At 43.3% G+C, this 19,122-nt stretch carries 23 protein-coding genes; 3 read left to right on the top strand and 20 right to left on the bottom strand.

What is annotated here, in order from left to right; all coding sequences use genetic code 11:
* Positions 1-2: 2 nt before the first annotated feature.
* Positions 3-845: an aldo/keto reductase gene (locus tag ACFVRY_RS27005; RefSeq protein WP_387503392.1), complete on the bottom strand. Its 843-nt coding sequence runs from the start codon at positions 843-845 to the stop codon at positions 3-5.
* A 197-nt stretch (positions 846-1,042) separates the two neighbouring features.
* Here ACFVRY_RS27005 and ACFVRY_RS27000 point away from each other — a divergent pair, with 197 nt between their 5' ends.
* Positions 1,043-1,405 (top strand): winged helix-turn-helix transcriptional regulator, encoded by a 363-nt coding sequence (locus ACFVRY_RS27000; protein WP_387503419.1) that lies wholly within the window; start codon positions 1,043-1,045, stop codon positions 1,403-1,405.
* 116 nt (positions 1,406-1,521) lie between these two features.
* Here ACFVRY_RS27000 and ACFVRY_RS26995 read toward each other — a convergent pair whose 3' ends face one another.
* Positions 1,522-2,406 carry a GNAT family N-acetyltransferase gene (locus ACFVRY_RS26995; protein ID WP_387503391.1) on the bottom strand — a complete coding sequence of 295 codons (885 nt, stop codon included), beginning with the start codon at positions 2,404-2,406 and terminating at the stop codon, positions 1,522-1,524.
* Positions 2,407-2,674: 268 nt separating this feature from the next.
* Positions 2,675-3,649 carry a phosphotransferase enzyme family protein gene (locus ACFVRY_RS26990; protein ID WP_387503390.1) on the bottom strand — a complete coding sequence of 325 codons (975 nt, stop codon included), beginning with the start codon at positions 3,647-3,649 and terminating at the stop codon, positions 2,675-2,677.
* A gap of 673 nt (positions 3,650-4,322) precedes the next feature.
* Between ACFVRY_RS26990 and ACFVRY_RS26985 the strand changes: the two genes are divergently transcribed.
* Positions 4,323-5,876, top strand: a complete 1,554-nt coding sequence (locus ACFVRY_RS26985) for a glycosyl hydrolase family 18 protein (protein ID WP_387503389.1) — start codon at positions 4,323-4,325, stop codon at positions 5,874-5,876.
* 202 nt (positions 5,877-6,078) lie between these two features.
* On the opposite strand, the gene ACFVRY_RS26980 is transcribed toward ACFVRY_RS26985, so the two are convergent.
* The 6 genes from ACFVRY_RS26980 to ACFVRY_RS26955 form a co-directional block, all read right to left on the bottom strand.
* Positions 6,079-6,567, bottom strand: coding sequence for an OsmC family protein (locus ACFVRY_RS26980; protein WP_387503388.1), 489 nt, complete (start codon positions 6,565-6,567; stop codon positions 6,079-6,081).
* Positions 6,568-6,572: 5 nt separating this feature from the next.
* Positions 6,573-6,914: a thioredoxin family protein gene (locus ACFVRY_RS26975; RefSeq protein ID WP_387503387.1), complete on the bottom strand. Its 342-nt coding sequence runs from the start codon at positions 6,912-6,914 to the stop codon at positions 6,573-6,575.
* Positions 6,911-7,309, bottom strand: a complete 399-nt coding sequence (locus ACFVRY_RS26970; RefSeq protein WP_387503386.1) for a rhodanese-like domain-containing protein — start codon at positions 7,307-7,309, stop codon at positions 6,911-6,913. The genes ACFVRY_RS26975 and ACFVRY_RS26970 overlap by 4 nt, the downstream gene beginning before the upstream one ends.
* Positions 7,310-7,324: 15 nt before the next feature.
* The gene (gene trxB / locus ACFVRY_RS26965; protein WP_387503385.1) at positions 7,325-8,251 is read right to left on the bottom strand and encodes a thioredoxin-disulfide reductase; all 927 of its coding nucleotides are present in this window, start codon (positions 8,249-8,251) and stop codon (positions 7,325-7,327) included.
* 255 nt (positions 8,252-8,506) lie between these two features.
* The gene (locus tag ACFVRY_RS26960) at positions 8,507-9,640 is read right to left on the bottom strand and encodes a flavin monoamine oxidase family protein (protein ID WP_387503384.1); all 1,134 of its coding nucleotides are present in this window, start codon (positions 9,638-9,640) and stop codon (positions 8,507-8,509) included.
* Positions 9,641-9,710: 70 nt separating this feature from the next.
* Positions 9,711-10,364, bottom strand: a complete 654-nt coding sequence (locus ACFVRY_RS26955; protein ID WP_387503383.1) for a metalloregulator ArsR/SmtB family transcription factor — start codon at positions 10,362-10,364, stop codon at positions 9,711-9,713.
* Positions 10,365-10,487: 123 nt separating this feature from the next.
* On the opposite strand from ACFVRY_RS26955, the gene ACFVRY_RS26950 reads away from it, so the two are divergent.
* Entirely contained in the window at positions 10,488-11,450 is a 963-nt protein-coding gene (locus ACFVRY_RS26950) for a zinc-binding dehydrogenase (protein ID WP_387503382.1), read from the top strand.
* A gap of 134 nt (positions 11,451-11,584) precedes the next feature.
* Here the strand turns inward: ACFVRY_RS26950 and trxA are convergent, their stop codons facing one another.
* The 11 genes from trxA to ACFVRY_RS26895 form a co-directional block, all read right to left on the bottom strand.
* A complete protein-coding gene (gene trxA, locus ACFVRY_RS26945) occupies positions 11,585-11,899 on the bottom strand; it encodes a thioredoxin (protein ID WP_066366074.1) in 315 nt (104 codons plus the stop codon).
* Between the two features lie 187 nt (positions 11,900-12,086).
* On the bottom strand, positions 12,087-12,659 hold the full coding sequence (locus ACFVRY_RS26940) for a TetR/AcrR family transcriptional regulator (RefSeq protein ID WP_387503381.1): 573 nt from the start codon (positions 12,657-12,659) through the stop codon (positions 12,087-12,089).
* Positions 12,660-12,760: 101 nt separating this feature from the next.
* Positions 12,761-13,531 carry an SDR family NAD(P)-dependent oxidoreductase gene (locus ACFVRY_RS26935; protein ID WP_387503380.1) on the bottom strand — a complete coding sequence of 257 codons (771 nt, stop codon included), beginning with the start codon at positions 13,529-13,531 and terminating at the stop codon, positions 12,761-12,763.
* A gap of 27 nt (positions 13,532-13,558) precedes the next feature.
* Entirely contained in the window at positions 13,559-14,116 is a 558-nt protein-coding gene (locus ACFVRY_RS26930) for an OsmC family protein (RefSeq protein ID WP_387503379.1), read from the bottom strand.
* A gap of 348 nt (positions 14,117-14,464) precedes the next feature.
* Entirely contained in the window at positions 14,465-14,914 is a 450-nt protein-coding gene (locus ACFVRY_RS26925; RefSeq protein WP_387503378.1) for a GNAT family N-acetyltransferase, read from the bottom strand.
* A 38-nt stretch (positions 14,915-14,952) separates the two neighbouring features.
* Entirely contained in the window at positions 14,953-15,387 is a 435-nt protein-coding gene (locus tag ACFVRY_RS26920; protein WP_387503377.1) for a hypothetical protein, read from the bottom strand.
* 92 nt (positions 15,388-15,479) lie between these two features.
* Complete coding sequence (locus ACFVRY_RS26915) at positions 15,480-15,680, bottom strand: SdpI family protein (protein ID WP_387503418.1); 201 nt, start codon at positions 15,678-15,680, stop codon at positions 15,480-15,482.
* A gap of 464 nt (positions 15,681-16,144) precedes the next feature.
* On the bottom strand, positions 16,145-16,618 hold the full coding sequence (locus tag ACFVRY_RS26910) for an NUDIX hydrolase (protein WP_387503376.1): 474 nt from the start codon (positions 16,616-16,618) through the stop codon (positions 16,145-16,147).
* 41 nt (positions 16,619-16,659) lie between these two features.
* Positions 16,660-17,079 (bottom strand): GNAT family N-acetyltransferase, encoded by a 420-nt coding sequence (locus ACFVRY_RS26905; RefSeq protein WP_387503375.1) that lies wholly within the window; start codon positions 17,077-17,079, stop codon positions 16,660-16,662.
* A 188-nt stretch (positions 17,080-17,267) separates the two neighbouring features.
* On the bottom strand, positions 17,268-17,756 hold the full coding sequence (locus ACFVRY_RS26900) for a hypothetical protein (protein ID WP_387503374.1): 489 nt from the start codon (positions 17,754-17,756) through the stop codon (positions 17,268-17,270).
* Between the two features lie 283 nt (positions 17,757-18,039).
* Positions 18,040-19,122, bottom strand: coding sequence for a threonine aldolase family protein (locus tag ACFVRY_RS26895; protein ID WP_387503373.1), 1,083 nt, complete (start codon positions 19,120-19,122; stop codon positions 18,040-18,042).

The raw sequence follows: 19,122 nt of genomic DNA, 5'->3' as shown, positions 1-19,122 counted from the left end.
TATTAAAAGTCGAAGTTATCAGGGTCTGGTCCTACGCGCAGATGCTGATCTAGCCCATCTATACGCTGCATATCTTCCGCGGACAGCTCGAAGTCAAAGACCGAAGCGTTCTCCACAATACGGTGCTTCTTGGTTGATTTAGGAATCGTAACAACACCGTTTTGAAGATCCCAACGCAAGATGATTTGGGCAATCGATTTGCCGTATTTAGCAGCAATTTCTTGCAGTTCAGGGTTGTCCAGCAGTTGGCCCTGCATCAGTGGAGACCAGGCTTCGTATTGAATGCCTTGCGCTTTGCAGAAGGCTTGCAGATCTTTTTGCGTCAAGCGCGGATGATATTCCATCTGGTTCACCATAGGCTTGATTTCAGCATCTTCGAGCAGGTCTTTTAACTGGTGCTCAAGGAAGTTGCTGACTCCAATCGCTTTGACACGTCCTTCTTTATAAAGGGTCTCAAGTGCTCTCCAGGCTTCCTTATATTTGTCTTTTACAGGCCAATGGATCAGATACAAATCGAGATATTCCAGCCCAAGCTTCTTCAGGCTCAGTTCATAAGCGGCGATGGTGGACTCATAACCCAGATCGGCATTCCACACTTTAGATGTCACGAACAAGTCTTCTCTGGAAATACCAGCGACTTCAAGCCCTTGGCGGATTCCGTTGCCCACCCCTTCTTCATTGCCATAGATCGCAGCAGTATCCACACTACGGTATCCGTGGGCAATTGCTGTTTTCACCGCGTTCTCCAATTCGGCGCCTTCCTCTACTTGAAATACCCCGAGACCAAGCCACGGCATTTCCACCCCGTTGGACAAGGTCGTTGTATCTTGCAAATTGTTAGCCATTCTCTATCTTCCTCCATCTATGATTAATTGCTGAGCTTATAATATGCCATTCAGCCAAGCCCTAGTCATCAATGCTTGCAAGTGATATGATAGGTTAAAACATTCCGAATGAATAGTACGCACTTTAAAGTACCATAGTAACTAAAAAGTACCTATGAGGATATTTAGCGCTAACAAATGGAGGGATAGCCATGACATTGGTTAAGAAAAAATATAATATTTCGGTGGAGGCCACCCTGGAGGTCATTGGCGGGAAGTGGAAATGTGTGATCCTCTGCCATTTGACCCATGGCAAGAAGCGCACTACCGAGCTAAAGCAGTTGATGCCGGCTATTACGCAAAAAATGCTGACCCAGCAGCTGAGAGAGCTGGAAAGTGACGGTATCATTAACCGGATTAGTTATAACCAGGTTCCGCCAAAGGTGGAGTACGAACTGAGTGAGTATGGTGAAAGTCTGAAGTATATCCTCGATTCATTGTGCAATTGGGGGGAGCAGCATATTATCAAGCAGTATGGCGACAAGTATGAAGTGCTTGAGGACAATATACTTAATAAATAAACGCGGGGGTAATGCAAGGACATAGACTTGTTGAGACATGGGAGGGCAAACCTCAAGGATGAACCTAAATTGCTATTCCGATGCCCCCCTTGTCTGCTTCGTTACCACATTCGTTTTTACAACGAATGAAATCCTGCGAATTCGTTTCTTTTGCTCATATTTGCAAATCGGGGTCCTGGGTAAAAGCCAACTTTTCTATAAAGGTTCTCTGCCTCATTACCAACGGTCACACAAAGCTTAACGACCTGTGAATATTCATGGGCGGTTGCCCTCACATAGTTGAGCATAGCTTCAGCGAGCCGTATGTTTCTATACTTGGGAAGAACGCATAAATCCCCTATTTCCGCAACACCGAGGGGCATTTTTTCATAGATACCCGCTATACAAAGGCCGGCAATTGCTTGCTCTTGCTCATCAAATACATAAAGCGAAAAATTGCGGTGTTCGTAGACCTTCATCAGGTGCTGAACATCTGCTGTGGCCTTAGCTTCATCGGGAATACCATAAGTTTCATTGTCAATCCCCCCTGCATATCCTTCCATAATGATCCGCGCAATTGTGTTAATATCTGTTGTCTTATCTAGTGAACGCACAGAAAATCCATCCGGCAACACCGCTGTTACGCTATCATCAGCCGGACAGCACATCACTTGCCGAATCACACCCAGCTTATATCCGAATGCAAGCAAAATACTGACATCCTGCTGTAAGACTCCATTAATGTGCTTAATATCATGACTGCAATTGAATAACGCTCTCCAAAAAACCGTTCTGTCAGCAAAAGGTGCTATTAAAAAGGGGTACATTACCGTCCCATCATTGATGATTGCACCGCCAATTCTCACCTCGTCACACAGAATCCAATAACATTGATCGCTGAATTGAGTATCTTTAAGACGTGTATTCCAGTCATACCACATCTCAATATCCGCATCTGCATAGATAACCTGGTACACGGCAAAGCGTTCTTTTTCTGCTTGCTCCAGTCTATATTTAGGCATGTTAATCCCCACTTAATATCGCTCCCCTCTGCATATCGACTTGATCATACAGCTTGTTCACATCATAAAGTAGTTATAGTTCTGCTATATTTAAATATTCCCGCCAAGCAATAGAATCCACCGCAACTGGTAAGAAGCACAGCCATCGGATCGACTTTACAGTTAACAAATAACTTTATACTTTTCTGGTAAAAAAACAGCGAGAGCCCAGGACATGTTACAACATCCAGAGATATCGCTTTGCATTATGATTGATAGGGTAATAGCTTTAAAACGAGTAGTATACCTCTTTGCCATCCAGAAAATCTCGACAATGTGTACTGCATAATTTTGCAGCGTGCTCTTTAATCCAACCATTCTTCTCCGGATCATTTATGAAAAATGCATAGCAAATGAAAATATCCATGAATATTTGTCCTTCGATATATCTGATGTCCTCAAAAAAAAAGTTTGCTATAGAAGCATAACCTTCCAAGAAGGTTTTCCGTAGCTCACTTTTAAGCATGGAAGATGCGCTTCCCAAGTCAAAGCAATAATGTCCATACCCAAACAAACAGAAATCTATTAGCGAAGGATTTCCTTCAGAGACTACAATATTCCCCAATTGATAATCCGCATGAATAATACCCCAGGAGTTTTCTCTTGCGTCTAATTCTGACAGCTGCTCTTTTACAATGACTAGAACGCTTCTGATTACATCATAGTCATCCTGATTGAGACTACCACTTTCTACCCCTTGCCGAAGTTCTGTTACTACCTCTTCAATTCTTTTTGCATCATAAACCGGTCTATGTAACTCCTGCGTAACTAATGTCTGAGAGAATTCATGCAATCTGGCTACATCTTCTCCTAATGTATAAACGATCTGCGTAATATTATCTTCCTCTAGCGTAAGTGTCGCCCCTTCGATCCATTCTAAGAGCGTTGCGTATGTCACACCAAATTGATTAGAGTGATATTCAGTGACCCATTCACCATCGCGATTGGCCACGGGTTTCTGAACTTTTAGAATGTTGTTATGATCGATTTCCTGGAGCAAGCGCATTTCGGCCTGTAATCCATTCCATGTATGTTGTACGCCTGAGAGACCCTCGGATACTGGCTTATGGATGCGTAGCAAATAGCTTCTGTTATCTGGTTTACTCGTTACTTTGAAGGTAATGTTCTCATTATGCCTAATGAATTCAATGACGGGCTCAAGCAGCGAATAGTGCACTAATACGTTCTCGGCTTCACTTATCACAACACATGCCACCCTCTTTTCTAAACTAAATCAATCCATCTAAGTGTACCATTTATTGGTTATATTAGATTTGGAAAAAATGGCTATAAACTAAACTCTCTATTCAATTAACCTGATTCTAATTCGTCCCAATACCCTATTTAAATACAATTTTCTAAATCTAGTTGACAAATATTTCACTCTTGTATTATCCTTAATTTTACATAGATACCAATGGTTTTTAACACTACCGCAACAAAACTCACATTATTGTGACAGATGAACGTCTGTTATCTACCCTGCACCTCCTCATATCCAACACACTCTATAACTTCCAATTATTATTGCCACTGTACTCCGTTGATTTACGATTCCCTCTTCTAGACCTACAACCTACCTACACTTATTTGCGTGTAACTCTATTTTAGCTGTCTACCCCTGTCCATTTTGCTAGATTCGTTAATCTTCTAAAAATAATAGATAGCGCTTACATACTATGTTATATACCAAACGCAATAGTCGTAATTCTGTGCATAACAGAAAGGATGAGCGTAATGGACATCAATAGGCATGGCTGCGCAACAAAATGGATGAGGAATAAAGGAATAGGCATGAAAGGGCGTGGTCCGCCTGGAGAGGAGGGTATGGATAGGCTACTAGATTTTAAAATTCAAACCAAAAAGGAGAATTTGTGATGAACAAAAATCGAGTTAGCACTACCCGATCTATCAGTAAAATAGTTACGCTCCTCTTCTTGTCTTTCATTCTTGTGTCTTCAAGCCTGATCGTAGGTCCAGCGCAGCAGGCCGATGCCGCTCCTCTTCCTAAAAAAGTCATCGCTTACGTGGCCGGCTGGGCCAACTTGACCGCGAATGATATCAAAGCAGAGCAGTTGTCCCATATCAATTACTCCTTTGCCCTGATCTCCAACGGCAGAGCCACTATTACGAATAATGACCGTACCAATTTGCAAACTATGGTGGGACTGAAATCCAGAAATCCAGATTTAAAGGTTCTATTATCTGTCGGGGGCTGGGGTGCGAACGGTTTTTCGGACGCTGCACTTACAGATGCCTCCCGTACAACCTTTGCTGACAGTCTGGTGCAACTGGTGACCGCCAATAATCTGGATGGCGTCGATCTGGACTGGGAATATCCAACCAACCCTGCCGCAGGCACAACCGCGCGGCCGCAGGATAAACAAAATTTCACATCGCTTCTCGCAAAGGTTCGCGACAAACTGAACGCACAGGGGCAAATTAATAGCAAGCAGTACCTGCTGACTATTGCAGCTGGAGCCAGCAGCAGCTATCTGAATGGCGTAGAAATCAATAATATTACACCTCTGCTGGATTGGATCAATCTGATGACTTACGATTTCCACGGAAGCTGGGATGCGACCACCGGTCATCATACGAATTTGTCCGGAAGAGATATTAGCGTAACCTCTGCGGTCAATTTGTTCCGAAATGGCGGTGTTCCCGCAAGTAAACTGGTCATTGGCGGAGCCTTTTACGGCCGGTCCTGGACAGGTGTGCAGAATAGCAATAATGGCCTCGACAGACCTGGTTCCGGGGGATTCGAGCCTGATTACAACACCATTGTCAGCCAATATTTGAATAAAAACGGATATACACGGTATTGGGATAGCAGTGCACAAGCCCCTTACTTGTTTAATGGGAATACCTTTATCTCTTATGACGATCCACAATCTCTCACTCTGAAGGTACAATATGTGAAGAACAATGCGCTGGGCGGGATTATGTTCTGGGAATACAGCAATGACAGATCTGGTGCGCTGCTTCAGGCCATTTACTCCGAGGTAACTGGTAATGTGACACCCAATCCAACGGGATACTCCTACCTGGTTGCCCAAGCCAATCAGCAAATCGTCTCTGCTGAAAATTATGGTAATGAGCAATTGGTTGCCAACAGAGCCGCCGCAGGAGATTGGGAGCTTTTTGAATTAGTCACAAACTCGGATGGCACCGTGTCCCTCAAGTCCAAAATCAATAGTAAGTATGTCACCGCTGATCTCAACACAGGTGGTGCACTGATCGCCAAAGCTACAACCATTCAGCAGTGGGAGAAGTTTAATCGTGTGGATTTAGGAAATGGCACGATTGCCCTGCAAGCGCTGGCCAATAACTTGTATGTTACCTGTGATTTGAATAACGGGGGCAAGCTGGTTGCCAGCCGCACTGCTGTGGGCGGAGCCTGGGAGGCTTTCCGGGTGAGCAATAATTAACTTCGGAGCACGGGAACAGTAAAGCTTCACCACAATGAACGGTTGAAATTCTCCACGATCTGATCGAAGAGCAGAGCTATTATTCACAGATACAACAAAAGCCAGCCGGTCTCCTATTACGGGGACTCGCTGGCTTTTCAATGACATGTTTAATGAACAAGTCGGTTTGTAGCTTTTTTCAATGAACTATGTATTGCAATAATCACCAATCCAGACCATGCGCTTCAATAAAATTACTGGTTGCATCTTCCCCATTGTCTATAGATACCTTGCCTGCTGTTCCCACTGGAACGCCTGCTTTGATGAGCAATTGACCAACATGACACTTTTCTTCCGCTTGTAGAATCAGTGCTTCTGCTGCTCTAACCTGTTCGGCTGTCGCTTCAGCAGATAAAACAATATGCGGATGGTGGTTAATGCTGAGCTGCTCTCCTTTAGATACTGTGCCTTCTGTGTCCATGAAAAATCCGGAGACCGGCAGTTGGCTTCGGTCGAGCATATAAGACAGGGTCATCGTATAGCAAGCAACAGCCGAAGACATCAGCAATTGTTGAGGCTCTGCCCCTTCTCCGCTGCCGCCTTTAAGAACAGGGATTGCAATCTGCGTCTTCAGATTCTCACTTGAAATCCGGCCGTCCCCCTTTGCTCCTTTATACCAAACGGCGTTCATATTAATGGTTGTATCCGCCATTTCCATCACTCCTCTTCATTTACTAACATATAGATCTGATCTAATTGCTCCCGCAGCCGGTCGAAGACTACAAACCGGTCGGCTCTGATGTACTCCCTCTGACCTGCCATTAGCAGCATCACAGGCACTGTGAAAATCAAAAATTGTGACGCCACCTCTTCCACCACATTAGCATCAATATGTCCGAGGTGAATTTCCGGGTATGCGTCCAGCAGTTCCCTTAGCTTGGGCAAGATCGCATGGCATACACTGCACTCTGGTCTGGACACGTCCAGGAAGCTCAGCTCATGCTTTTCAAGAAAATCATCAGCCATTTCGATTGAAGTTATTTCTGTAATTTCTTTCATACGGAACCCCCATTCAAAGGTTCTTGAATACTACTCAAGTGTCTTAGAACCGGGCCGCGGACCGCATACAATCGGCGAAATCCCCTTCTGTGCAGAATCCTAGCGGCCTTCTTACTTTTGAAATAATTGTCCGCCAGAATCATCACTGCATCCCCGGACGATAAACTCTGATTCCACACAAAAGGTAAGCGGCCCAGCGATATGTTAATCGTGTCAGGGATGTGTTCCTTGTCGTATAAAACGGCATCCCTGACATCGAGTACTTTAATAGAGGATGGCGCAACCATCAGGCTGTCTTGTAAATTCATTCGCAAGCACGATAACGATGGAACCGGCCAAAGCTGAAGCACCATCCATATTAGACCGACAATAAGTGCTGTATATATAACAATCATGTCTTCGGCTATCTCTTAATGTCCCAGCGCTTCGAAAAACTTCTCACTGTCAATGGCAGCCATACTGCCGCTGCCTGCTGCGGTAATGGCTTGCCGGTAGCGACTGTCCTGCACATCGCCACAAGCGAAGACCCCAGGAATATTCGTCTCTGAAGTGCCTGGCACCGTTACGATATATCCGTTGTCATCTGTTGTGATCTGTCCATTCAGAAAGCCTGTGTTAGGTCTGTGCCCAATCGCCACGAATACACCGTCCGCATGAATCACTTCTTCTTCCCCAGTAGTATTGTTGATGACTCTCAGTCCCGAGACTCCCCGCTCACCAGCAGTAACTTCTACGGGTGTTTTACCCAGCGCCCATTGTATCTTTTCATTGGCACGGGCACGATCCTGCATGATTTTAGAAGCTCGCAATTCCTCACGCCGGTGAACCACCGTGACTTTGGAAGCAAAGCGTGTCAGGAAGTTGGCTTCCTCCAGCGCAGTATCTCCCCCGCCGACTACGATGAGCTCTTTACCACGGAAAAAGAATCCGTCACAGGTAGCGCATGTACTTACGCCACGTCCGACATTTTCTTGTTCGCCCGGAATTCCCAGGTACTTGGCGCTTGCCCCAGTAGAGATAATCAGTGTTTCCGTTACAATCTCACCTTTTCCCTCCACTTGCAGCTTAAATGGGCGTTCAGATAAGTCTGCATGGTTCACCCAGCCTGTAAAAAACTCTGCGCCGAAGCGCTCGGCTTGTTTACGCATATTGTCCATCAGCTCGGGCCCCATAATGCCTTCTGGGAAGCCGGGAAAATTCTCGATCTCAGTTGTAGTGGTTAATTGACCTCCTGGTTCGGGTCCTTCAATCACGAGTGGATTCATATTGGCACGGGCCAGATAGATCGCTGCGGTCAGCCCGGCAGGACCTGTACCTACGATTACGGATTTATACATTTTGCACCCCTCCATGTTTATCATCATGCTGGTACACTTCGTTTTAAAATTGATACTCACTTGTAATTTCGTAATAACTATTCAATTGAATAATTGAATTATAATCCTGAACTGTTCCTTCGTCAAGCCACAAGTTTATATTGCAAGTTGAAGTGCTGCATCTTCGCTTCATCGGCTTCTCAATTGTCATTTACCAACAACAAAAGCACAGCCTCAAGCTGCCGTGCCCCGAAATAACTCTATAATTGTACAAACTCATGCCTGTGTTTGGTACAACTGAATGACTTCAGAAACCGCCTGTTCGGCTGACTGAAGCGCACCTTCCAGATGCCCGCCGTGTTCAGGTGAGGTTTCGGTTCCAGCAAAAAAGATTTTCTCGCTCCAAACACCCGCTCCGCTCAGACGCCCATAATTAGGGAAATCGGCGAGTGGTGTGGAATCCTCATCCACAGCTGTCTCGGGGTCCATCGACCAATCTTTGTAAAGGAGCCCGCTCATGGCTTCAGCAGATGGACCGAAGAGGCGAGACAACTGCTCAACCACGAGGCTCAGGACTTTGTCCTCCCCCAATTCCTGCCGCAGCTCTGCCCTCATTCCAAAGAAGCCAAAGAGCGCACCGGAGCCTGTAGCTGGTGAGGCATCATGAATTTCCTGCAACGGTCCAACCCAGCTAGAGACAAGACCGGAAAGTCCATCTTCCCGCCAAAAGGGAGTGTCATAGACTGCAACCACCTTGGCCTGTCCCGCCATCCAGGTCGGTTTGTTCATCAGACTGGTCATAAGTTCAGATGGAAGAGCCGGCGAGAATGCAATATGACGCGCCACTAGTCGAGGCGGCAACGCCAGGATTACTGCACTTGCGGTTATGCTTTTCCGTATACCATCAGGAAAGTCCGCTTCAAGGGTAATCGCCTGATCCTCACCAGCACGTATCGCGGTTACCCGCGTGTTCAGTTGAATCGTACCTAGTGGAAGCGTAGCTGCTATAGCATCAATAAGACACTGTACTCCTCCAGTGAGGCGCATAGAACGCTCCACTGCACCTTCCGCCAGCATAAAACGCTGTGCGGGTTCATGCTTGTATCGCTCGGATAACATGGCTCCTTCGGTATGCTGAGCAAAAACATCTAAACCTAACTCTTGGACCAGACTGGTAATCATCGGCTCATATTGCGGCCAGAACCATGTCGGTCCTAGGTCAAACTTGCCGAGTTCAGGCTTGTTCAGGGCCACTTGGCTTAAGATTCTGCCGCCGAACCGCTCTCGTGATTCCAGAACCATGCATGGAATTCCTTGTGAAATAAGCAAAGACGCCGCACGTAGTCCGCTTAATCCAGCTCCGACGATAACCACTGGTTCCTTACTCTTATTTTCTCTCTGTAATTTCACCCTCAATAAACCTCCAATAATAATTACAAAAGCGTAGTAAATGCTCTCGATCTCACATCGCTTGAATTCATCAGTCTCTATTCCATTCGTGCACGCCTTCATCTATGCGATAAGCTGTGAAGCCTCTGTTCTGCATGTGCTCTACAGCCTGTGTTGTATAAGAGCAATAAGGCCCTCTGCAATAAGCAGCCAGCTCCATATGACACGGTACGGTATGCAAATACTCATCCAGTTCCTCCAAAGGAACGGATAGAGCCCCTTGAATATGCTCCGCTTCGTATTCATCCCTTGGGCGAATGTCCAGCACAATTACTGCATCCATCTCCATCTTTTGCAGCAGCTCCTGCTTTGAAATCGTCTGTACCCCTTCATATTGCTTGAGCAGATCCTCTTTGATCCGCGGCAAATCAGAGAGCCGATTCTCAGAGACGTTCCACAAAGACATTAGAAAATCTATAACTGCAGGATCACCCAACGAATAGATGGCATAGGTTCCTTTTTTACTGAACTTCACTAATCTTGCTTCCAATAAAATTTGCAAATGACGCGATACGTTCGCCACACTCATGCCGCTCTGCTCAGCCAAGCACTCAACGGTTTTGGACCCATTGGAGAGAAGATCCATAATCTCAAGTCTTTTATCACTGGATAAGCATTTACCGATGCGAGCATATTGCTGATAGACTCTCTCTTTGATAGATGTATCCGTATTGATGGAATCCATACAAATTCCCTCTCCCCTAATTCAATTGAATAATTGAATTATAACTTTTTTTCATTTATACTTCAAGTGTTCCTAATGTACACGGATATGCATACTTATTATTACCCCTAAGGAGGAAAATACATGAAGACGATGAAAGCCATGCAAATCCTAGTCAAAGGCGAAAAAATGCAATATGTCGAAGTACCGATTCCTCAACCTGAAGCAAATCAAGTACTGCTGCGTGTCGAAGCCTGCGGCGTATGCAACGGTGACGCATTAGCTATTAGAGGCGCTGCCTCACAGTACCCGCGTATTCCCGGACATGAGGTGATCGGAGTCGTTGAGGCGCTTGGTACCGATGTCACGAAGTGGAAGATTAGGCAAAGAGTCGGCATCGGGTGGCATGGCGGACATGCACAGGTCACTGGGTTGACCATGGATGGTGGCTACGCTGAGTATATGGTTGCTTACGAAGACGGCTTATCCAGCATTCCAGACGGGTTAACTGCATTAGAAGCGGCACCGCTGATGTGCGCAGGAGAAACTACATTCACTGCTCTAAGAAATAGCAAAGCCAGACCTGGAGATCTCGTAGCAATACTCGGCATCGGCGGTTTAGGGCACCTGGCTGTTCAATACGCTCACAAAGCAGGCTTCAACACAGTGGCCATCTCCCGCGGAACCGATAAGGAGGCCTTAGTGCGTGGGCTTGGAGCACACCACTACATTGATTCGGACACAGAAAATCCAGCTCAAGCACTACAGGCATTAGGCGGAGCCAAAGTCATTCTAGCCACAGCACCGAACGCCAAGGCCATTTCCGCGCTTCTGGGCGGACTGTCTTCTGACAGCGAACTCATTATTGTAGCCGGCTCCGGCCAGCCACTGGAATGGTCAGCAATGGACTTTTTGAAGGGCCCTCATACCGTTCGCGGCTCATTTACCGGACATGCTCCAGAGGTAGAACAAGCCATTAAATTCAGTGTACTGACCGATGTACGCCCGATGATCGAGACGTTCCCTCTGGAACGTGCCGGCGAAGCCTTTGACCGGGTGATGAGCGCGGAAGCCCGCTTCCGTCCTGTGCTGTATATTTCCGGTTAACACCGTTGATGAAGTGGAGCGTTCTTTTCCAATAAGAGCAGGGCGTTCTTTTTATTACTACTAACGGTTTCACTATACAAAAATCCCGACAGCGCTTGTACTAAGCACTGCCGGGATTTTTTAAACCCTGACAATTACACCAGGTTCAAGATTTTATCCTTCAAAACACTCTTAGGATTGACGCCAACCATTGTGTCGACCAGTTGTCCATCCTTGAACAACAACAGGGTCGGAATGCTTCTGACGCCGAACTGTGAAGCCAATTCTGGCTCATCGTCCACATTTACCTTAGCAAGGGTTGCTTGGTCTTTCATTTCGTCTGCCAATTCTTCAACGATTGGAAGCTGAATTTTACATGGCCCACACCAAGGGGCCCAAAAATCAACTAAAGTAACACCAGATTGAATTTCGTTTTGAAAAGATTGTTTAGTCAGTGCAGTTGCTCCCATAGGAATAGCCTCCTTGTGTATATGAATATAATATATTCAATTGAATAATTGAATTATAAACAGAAGATGATTATTCGTCAAGGGGCAATCTTTTTTTTGTATACATTCATGCACATCAACATGCACACCAAAAGAGCCCATCCACAGATGGACTCTTACTGGCACTTAACTAACAGGTGCACGATCTTTATTTCAGACTCGACATACAACTCGCTACCAGTGTATCAAAATAATGAATATCGCCTAGCGAGCGGGTCATTAATTGAGCCCCCTGCACAAAAGCCACCAAAATCTTCGCCTGCTCCCCGGTACTGATGGGGAAACTAAAAGCTCCCTCGCCTTTCCCTTGTGCCAGCACATCCTCAACCCAGCTTTCATTCGCACGGAAAAAAAGATTGAGCTCCGCACGTATCTCCTCAGGAAAGGAATGAAGCTCCGCAGCCATCATCGAGCACAGACATAACTTGGCGTTATCCTCCAGTGTCTCCCGGTACAGTCCAAAAAAGCCGGTAAGCTTACCTTGAGAATCAAGGTCTTGCTCCTTTACCGCCTGTAACCGATCCATAAAATCCTTGCGATACTGGAGCAGCACAGCCTGTACTAAATCCTGTTTAGAAGGGAAATGGTAGTGAATGCTCGCTTTGCGAATGCCGACAGCCTCGGCAATATCCGCATAGCTGAAGCCATTATATCCGCGTTCCTGCACCAGTTGCAGGCCAATATTCATAATACTTTGCAGGGTATTTTTTTTCGTATTCATACAAAAAATCTACCATTCAGTAAGTATGCTGTCAACTTCCTTCCTCTTCTCTCCAAAAAAAGAAGGGCCAATCACGATGGCGATTGACCCTTACATAGCAATTATCTCAGACGGGCTGTTACCCCTCCGTCGAGTGGCATGACGACACCCGTAATCCAGGCCGCGGAATCACTGGCCAAGAACAAAATAGCTTCCGCTACATCCAGCGGACTTCCGTTGCGTCCAATGGGATGGAACGCATTGAAGCTTGGCAGTACTTTCGCCACTTCTTCTTCACTCATAAAGGTGTTATAGATCGGGGTTTCCACCACAGCAGGTGCTACCGCGTTCACCCGAATTTGATCCCCTGCCAATTCAATCGCCAGGTTACGTGTCAGAGCGTGACGACCTGCCATCGCTACAGAGTACGCTGAAGACGGCGTAGCTTCTACAGCCTGGATCGCCCACATCGAGCCGGTGTTCACGATAGCACCACCGCCTCTTTTCTTCAATTCAGGCACTACAGCTTGCGAAGGATAGAACGTTCCTTTAACAATCGTATCCAGATAAGATTGCAGATCCTCAGGCGTATGCTCCAAGAAAGGAGTAGGGTTAAACTTGCCAGTGTTGTTAACCAGCACATCAATACCGCCGAAGCTTTCAACGGCTGCTCTCACAAGCTTGGCTGAGGTTTCAGGAAGACTGATGTCGCCGGATACCGCCAGCACTCTTTTACCGGATGGGTCGATTTCATGGGCCGTTTGCTTCAGAACATCCTCACGGCGGCCGTTAATGACAACATTCGCTCCTTCTTCAAAAAAACGTTTAGCTGTAGTCTTACCGATCCCTGTTCCTCCACCTGTAACGATAACTGTTTTATTTTCAAATTTCATTGGATTCACTCCTCAAGTTGATTGGTTTTATTCAATAATCAATTCACTGTTCAGTCGAATCGCGTTGGCGACATTCCAACGGTTGGGCGATGTGCGCGTCACGGTTTCATGAATTCGTTGCCATTGCTCAGGCGTGCCATTCCCGGACACAGTCACTTTATACTGCAATTCTTCATACCCAGGCTTAATATTCTCATCCAGCCCCAGAAAACCGCGAAGATCCAGCGTGCCTTCAGTTTGAATTCGCAATTGATCCAGCTGAATATTCTCAAGCGACGCTGCTGCCACATAACCAACAACCATACAAGCATTTAGCGCAGCCATGAGATACTCTTGCGGATTAGCTGCCAAATTCTCACCCAGCAGTTCAGCCGGTTCGTCGATTAAAATCTGAAAGTCCCTCTCCATTGTTTGTTCTCCAAGCTTAAGCTGCTTAATGGAAGAACTGGACTGGGTGCCTCTCAGCCAATCGGTAGTTACTTGAAATTGTGTCATGCCATTGCCGGGATCATCTGCAACGGTTCCTGCAAATTGCTTGAGCGCATCTACATCAATCCCGTTGATGAGCTGTCGGTTCGTACTCATTTTGTTGACATTCCTCCTTTAAATTTACCTACTAGTAGGTAGTTTATACGTATAATGATTTGTCTTTGATTCATTTTCCTTGATTCTTACTTCTTACTTTTTCCTTCTTACGACGACTACTGCCCGACAATAAGCTGATCACTGAAGCACACGTTAATATTACCTACCAGAAGGTAGAATGTCAAGGTGGGATTGTTTTCTATTCTTTTCGCTCCTTAAAGCCATCATCGATAACGCTAAAAGTCGGAGCTAATAAACTACTAGCCAGTAACAGTACCATTCAACACCTTACCTAAATCAAAAAGGATTGCTTTAATAACGGTCTTAGATGTTCGATAACTCATATTCTTATACCATCTTTTCGAAAATAAATAGGTCATCTTCCAACCTAACTTTCGTGAATCCACATCTTGTATAGAAGTGATGATTCTTTACACACCAAACAGGAGTATCTAGCCACCATTTAGTGCTATCAGGGAATTCCTTTTCAATTTCTTTCATTACCTTCATACCGATTCCTTGATTCTGAACACTTGGATCAATAAAAACTCTTCCTAAATTGTGTACATGATTGCTTTCAATAAGTATTATCGCCCCTCCAATGATTTCACCATTAAGGAGTACCTTAAAATATTCGCTATTTTGTATCATCTCTTCTTGCCAACTTATAGAATCATAACCTATAGGACCACTGATTTCGTTATTATTGAATTGTTTTAATTCTTCATTAAAACTGGCCTTCTGAATCTCGGTAAGTTCTTGCGCATCATTTTTTATTGCTCGTTCAAGTGCTAACATTCGATAAACCTCCGCTCTCAGCGAACCGCCTAGAATTCTCATTTAATTGTTATGTTTTTCCGCCTTAACCATGCCTTCAAGTCATTTCTATGAATTTCTTTTTCTATGCCCTTAAAATCAAACCGGATTACACGTTGGGACCACCTTTTCTTACTGGTTTCAAACTCTATATAATATTTGTTGATATTGGTATATTTTATTTCATTAGCTTCAAGAGATACACCATCAATTATCACGTTGCTATCTGTTATAACAATGCTGCGTTTTTTCCTAATCTCTTTTATCATGGATACTCCAACGAGGCTTATTAATACGATTAATATTGCTATGTAAATTTCTTTCCATTGCTCTAGATCCCAAATCTGATGAATCAATATTGAAAAGATACCCATCATACTAAAAAATGCTGCGTATTTAGCTCCTACGTACGGCAAACTTATTTGATATTCATTGTTATTTATACAGTTTTTCATGCTGATCCTCCTTTTGATGCTCGCTTTTCTAAAAATCTACCCAACATTATTTTTTCCTTTCTAACTCTTCATCAAGTTCTTTTAATCGATTTTCAGTTTTTACGATCAAGAGTGTGATTGGTACCATACACCAGCCCATATCTGATCATTAATTCTGCACTGTATCTATTGGCTTCATCCCATAATAGTTGGTTCTTCATTGATCTCTTAGTTCTATAGCCATATAGTGAATTTATCTTCTTCGGAGGTTTTTTCTTCACTGTGAGCCTAGCCCCATAAATGATTAGTCCCATTAAGAGGCTGGTCATTGGACTTGTTATTTGACTATCGTTCATGAGCTCCCCCCTCTATTCAAGTTTTAACTTAATTTTTGAAAATCAGTTCAATTACCGGCGGTCCTGATTCTTGAGGATAGATATTTACAGCTATTGATATCGTTATTATTATCAACATGATCCATATCATGAAATTTAAAAATGGTTTAAATTTCTTTTGAACGATTATTCCAACTACTATTATGGATGTATTCATGACATAAATCGTTGGTAATGCCACAATCCTCGCTAAACCTGTATTTGGATAGTAATGAATTAATAATGATATCACGATAATGGTCGGTGAAATGCATAAGAGATATTGGATGAAGACTCTCACCATACTATTCTTATTTAATTTCTTGATCTCAATTAGGAAGATATTCATTAAATTTCTTAACCCTCTACTCAATTCTGTTCTCCTATCTCATGTCATATTAATTTTAGTTGGCTCTTACATGCTTAATGATGCTTATATTTGGGTTATCTTGTTGTAAAAGTACATCCAATAGTCCATCTGGAACCAACTTTACATCTTCTGAATCTGTTTTGAAAAAGTTCAAAGGTTTCCATTGAGCTTTATATTTTATATCTCCTTCTACTCCCTCCATCTCATCAAGATCATATAATGTCTTTTCTCTCAGTTTCGCTTCGTAAATGAAATTGACTTCATGTCCCCTATCATCCTCAGTACCAAATATATTTTCTATGACAGAAATTAATTTAGGCTCTTCAATTTCTTGATTCAGTTCTTCCCTAATTTCTCTTATCAATGCTTGTTTGCTATTTTCACCAAACTCAATAGTCCCACCGATAGGTCGGTAGAAAGTTGTACTTATCCCAGGAAAATTAATGACTTGAACTAAAATGTCCTCTCCTCTGCTAATGATTCCTAAGGAAACTGGTCTAATCTTCATATGGTTATGGCCTCCCGCTATTCATAATTTTTACGATCGTTCTATAGCGTATTGTGCCAATACTCGCATTTATATCGTTCTACTCCAGGATATTTTTCTCCTAAACATGTAATTACAAACCTCTTTTTTTTGTAAAAATCTACTGCATCTTTATCGGTTTCAGTAATTATTTTATTTGTCTTTATTGTTTCTGTTACATATTCCACCAATTGACTCCCTAGTCCTTGCATCCTAAAATCAGGATGTATAGAAATATGTTTTAACTCTGTTTCTAATTCACCTCGAATTAATCCAATAATTCCTCTTAACGTGTCATCTAGATATATACCATAAAGCTCTCTATCCGTATTTGTCCTATAATTACTGCATTCGTTCTTTATTCGTTCAGGCACCGGACTCATACAATATGATAAAAATTCATAGAGAACTAGATCTGATAAATCACTAATCTTAAAAATCATAAAGCTGCTCCCTCAGAAATAGTTATATATTGCTTTGCGTGAATTCATATAATATTTAGGCATCCATGAATTTGATAAGCTGAGAATACGCCAGCTCCAGCGTCGGAGACTTTAGCCTCACAGGTTATCTGCATCAATTACTTTTTCAAGGCCCTCCGCGGGGCATTATCCAAAGCGTGGATTCAATCTTAGCCGCTATTGTGCCACCTTCGAACACGCTTCACAATCAATCTTCTAAAAACAAAGTTTACAAAAGCACCTGAATGTAATGTGATTTCATGCTGTAAATATGTATCATCAATTGGAGTTAACTCATCATATGCCCATTCCTCCAGTCCTCTTCTATCTTCCATTTCCAAATAATAATCGTCAGCTTCAACTGATCTATAAATCTTTTTCCTACCACTAAAAGATATTTCTAAGTTATTCACCCCACTCCATTGAATCGCATATTCATATCCGTCAATGTCTTGTAGCTTGGCCTCAATATTTGTAGGATCTAATACCCTTTTTATCAAAGAGGTATTACTTATGTTTAATTCAAGCAATCTAGCATCGTGAAAAGAATGATTACTTATAATATTAAAGGTCTCTTTAGAAAATCTAGTAGATAGACATTTTAATTGTTTCCAATATCCATCAATATCCCAATGATCATCAGAAATAAAATACTTCATTAAATCACCTCGTTAATTTGCTCTTACACGTTTCAGTTACCGTTTGGGCATCCCATCCCGTAAGCTGAAGATTAAACCTCCATTTGACCCTCTTCTATGAGTTGGTTCCGTCCATCCACTTTCTACCTTCTTACATATATATAAATTCATTTCAGTCTATATGTAAATTCTATCTTATGTTTAATTTCAATTCCATTAAATTCATAGAAATGTATAATTTGAATAAGGCCCAGTTGATAAACTCAACCGGGCCTTTTCTTATATTAAGTATGATCAATATCATTTATTTAATTGCATTAAGTGTAACTTTTTCATTACCATTTTTTAATGTTTTCATTTCTTTAATATCTTCTATCAGCATTTCAACATGTACTTTTTTCGTAGCCCAGCTGGTACAAAATCTCACGGCACTGTGGGCAGCATCAATTGGTTCCCAGAATTGAAAAGCATACTTTTTGCTTAATTCGAGAATTACATCTTCCGGCAAAATGGGAAACTGTTGATTGGTTGTAGAATCATAGCGTAGTGAAAAACCATTTTCAACAAAAGCTTCTCTAATCATCCCTGCCATTTCCACAGCATGTTTAGAGATTTCATAATATAAACCATCCTCAAACAGGGTTTCAAACTGGATTCCCAAAAGTCTCCCTTTCGCCAGCAGTCCGCCTTTTTGTTTGATCATATACCGGAAATCTTTTTTAAGAGAATTATTTGTTATAACTACTGCTTCGCCAAACAGAGCACCAATTTTAGTTCCACCTATATAAAACACATCGCATAACCTGGCAATATCCTCTAATGTGATATCGTTTTCGCTTGAGGCCAATGCATATCCTAATCTGGCACCATCCATTATCAAGGGTATACCGGATTCACGACAGACCTTACTCAATTCTTCCAATTCTGATTTGCGATATGTTGTCCCATTTTCAGTTGGATGTGAAATGTACACTAAACCTGGCTGTACCATATGCTCATGGGTGACATCATTCCAATGAGCATCATACAATTCTTTGACCTGCCCGGCTCGGATTTTCCCATCTTCACTTGGTAAAGGAAGAACTTTATGACCTGTAGCTTCAATTGCCCCAGTTTCGTGTACTGCAATATGACCAGTATGTGCCGAAACTGCACCTTGATGTGGACGTAAAATCGAAGCGATAATCGTCGTATTTGTTTGTGTTCCCCCTACTAAAAAGTGGACGTCTGCATTCTCAGCGTTACAGGCTTTTCGAATATATCCTCTAGCTTTTTCACAGTGTTCATCCATTCCATATCCAGGTGTCTGTTCTTCATTGGTTTCTAATAAACGCTCAAGAATGCGCTGATGAGCACCTTCTGTGTAATCATTCTCAAATCGTATCAT

Source organism: Paenibacillus sp. NPDC057934, assembly GCF_042887565.1.
Lineage (GTDB): Bacteria > Bacillota > Bacilli > Paenibacillales > Paenibacillaceae > Paenibacillus_AQ.
Note: the sequence above shows the minus strand (reverse complement) of the source record. Positions and strands in the feature narration are given on the sequence as shown.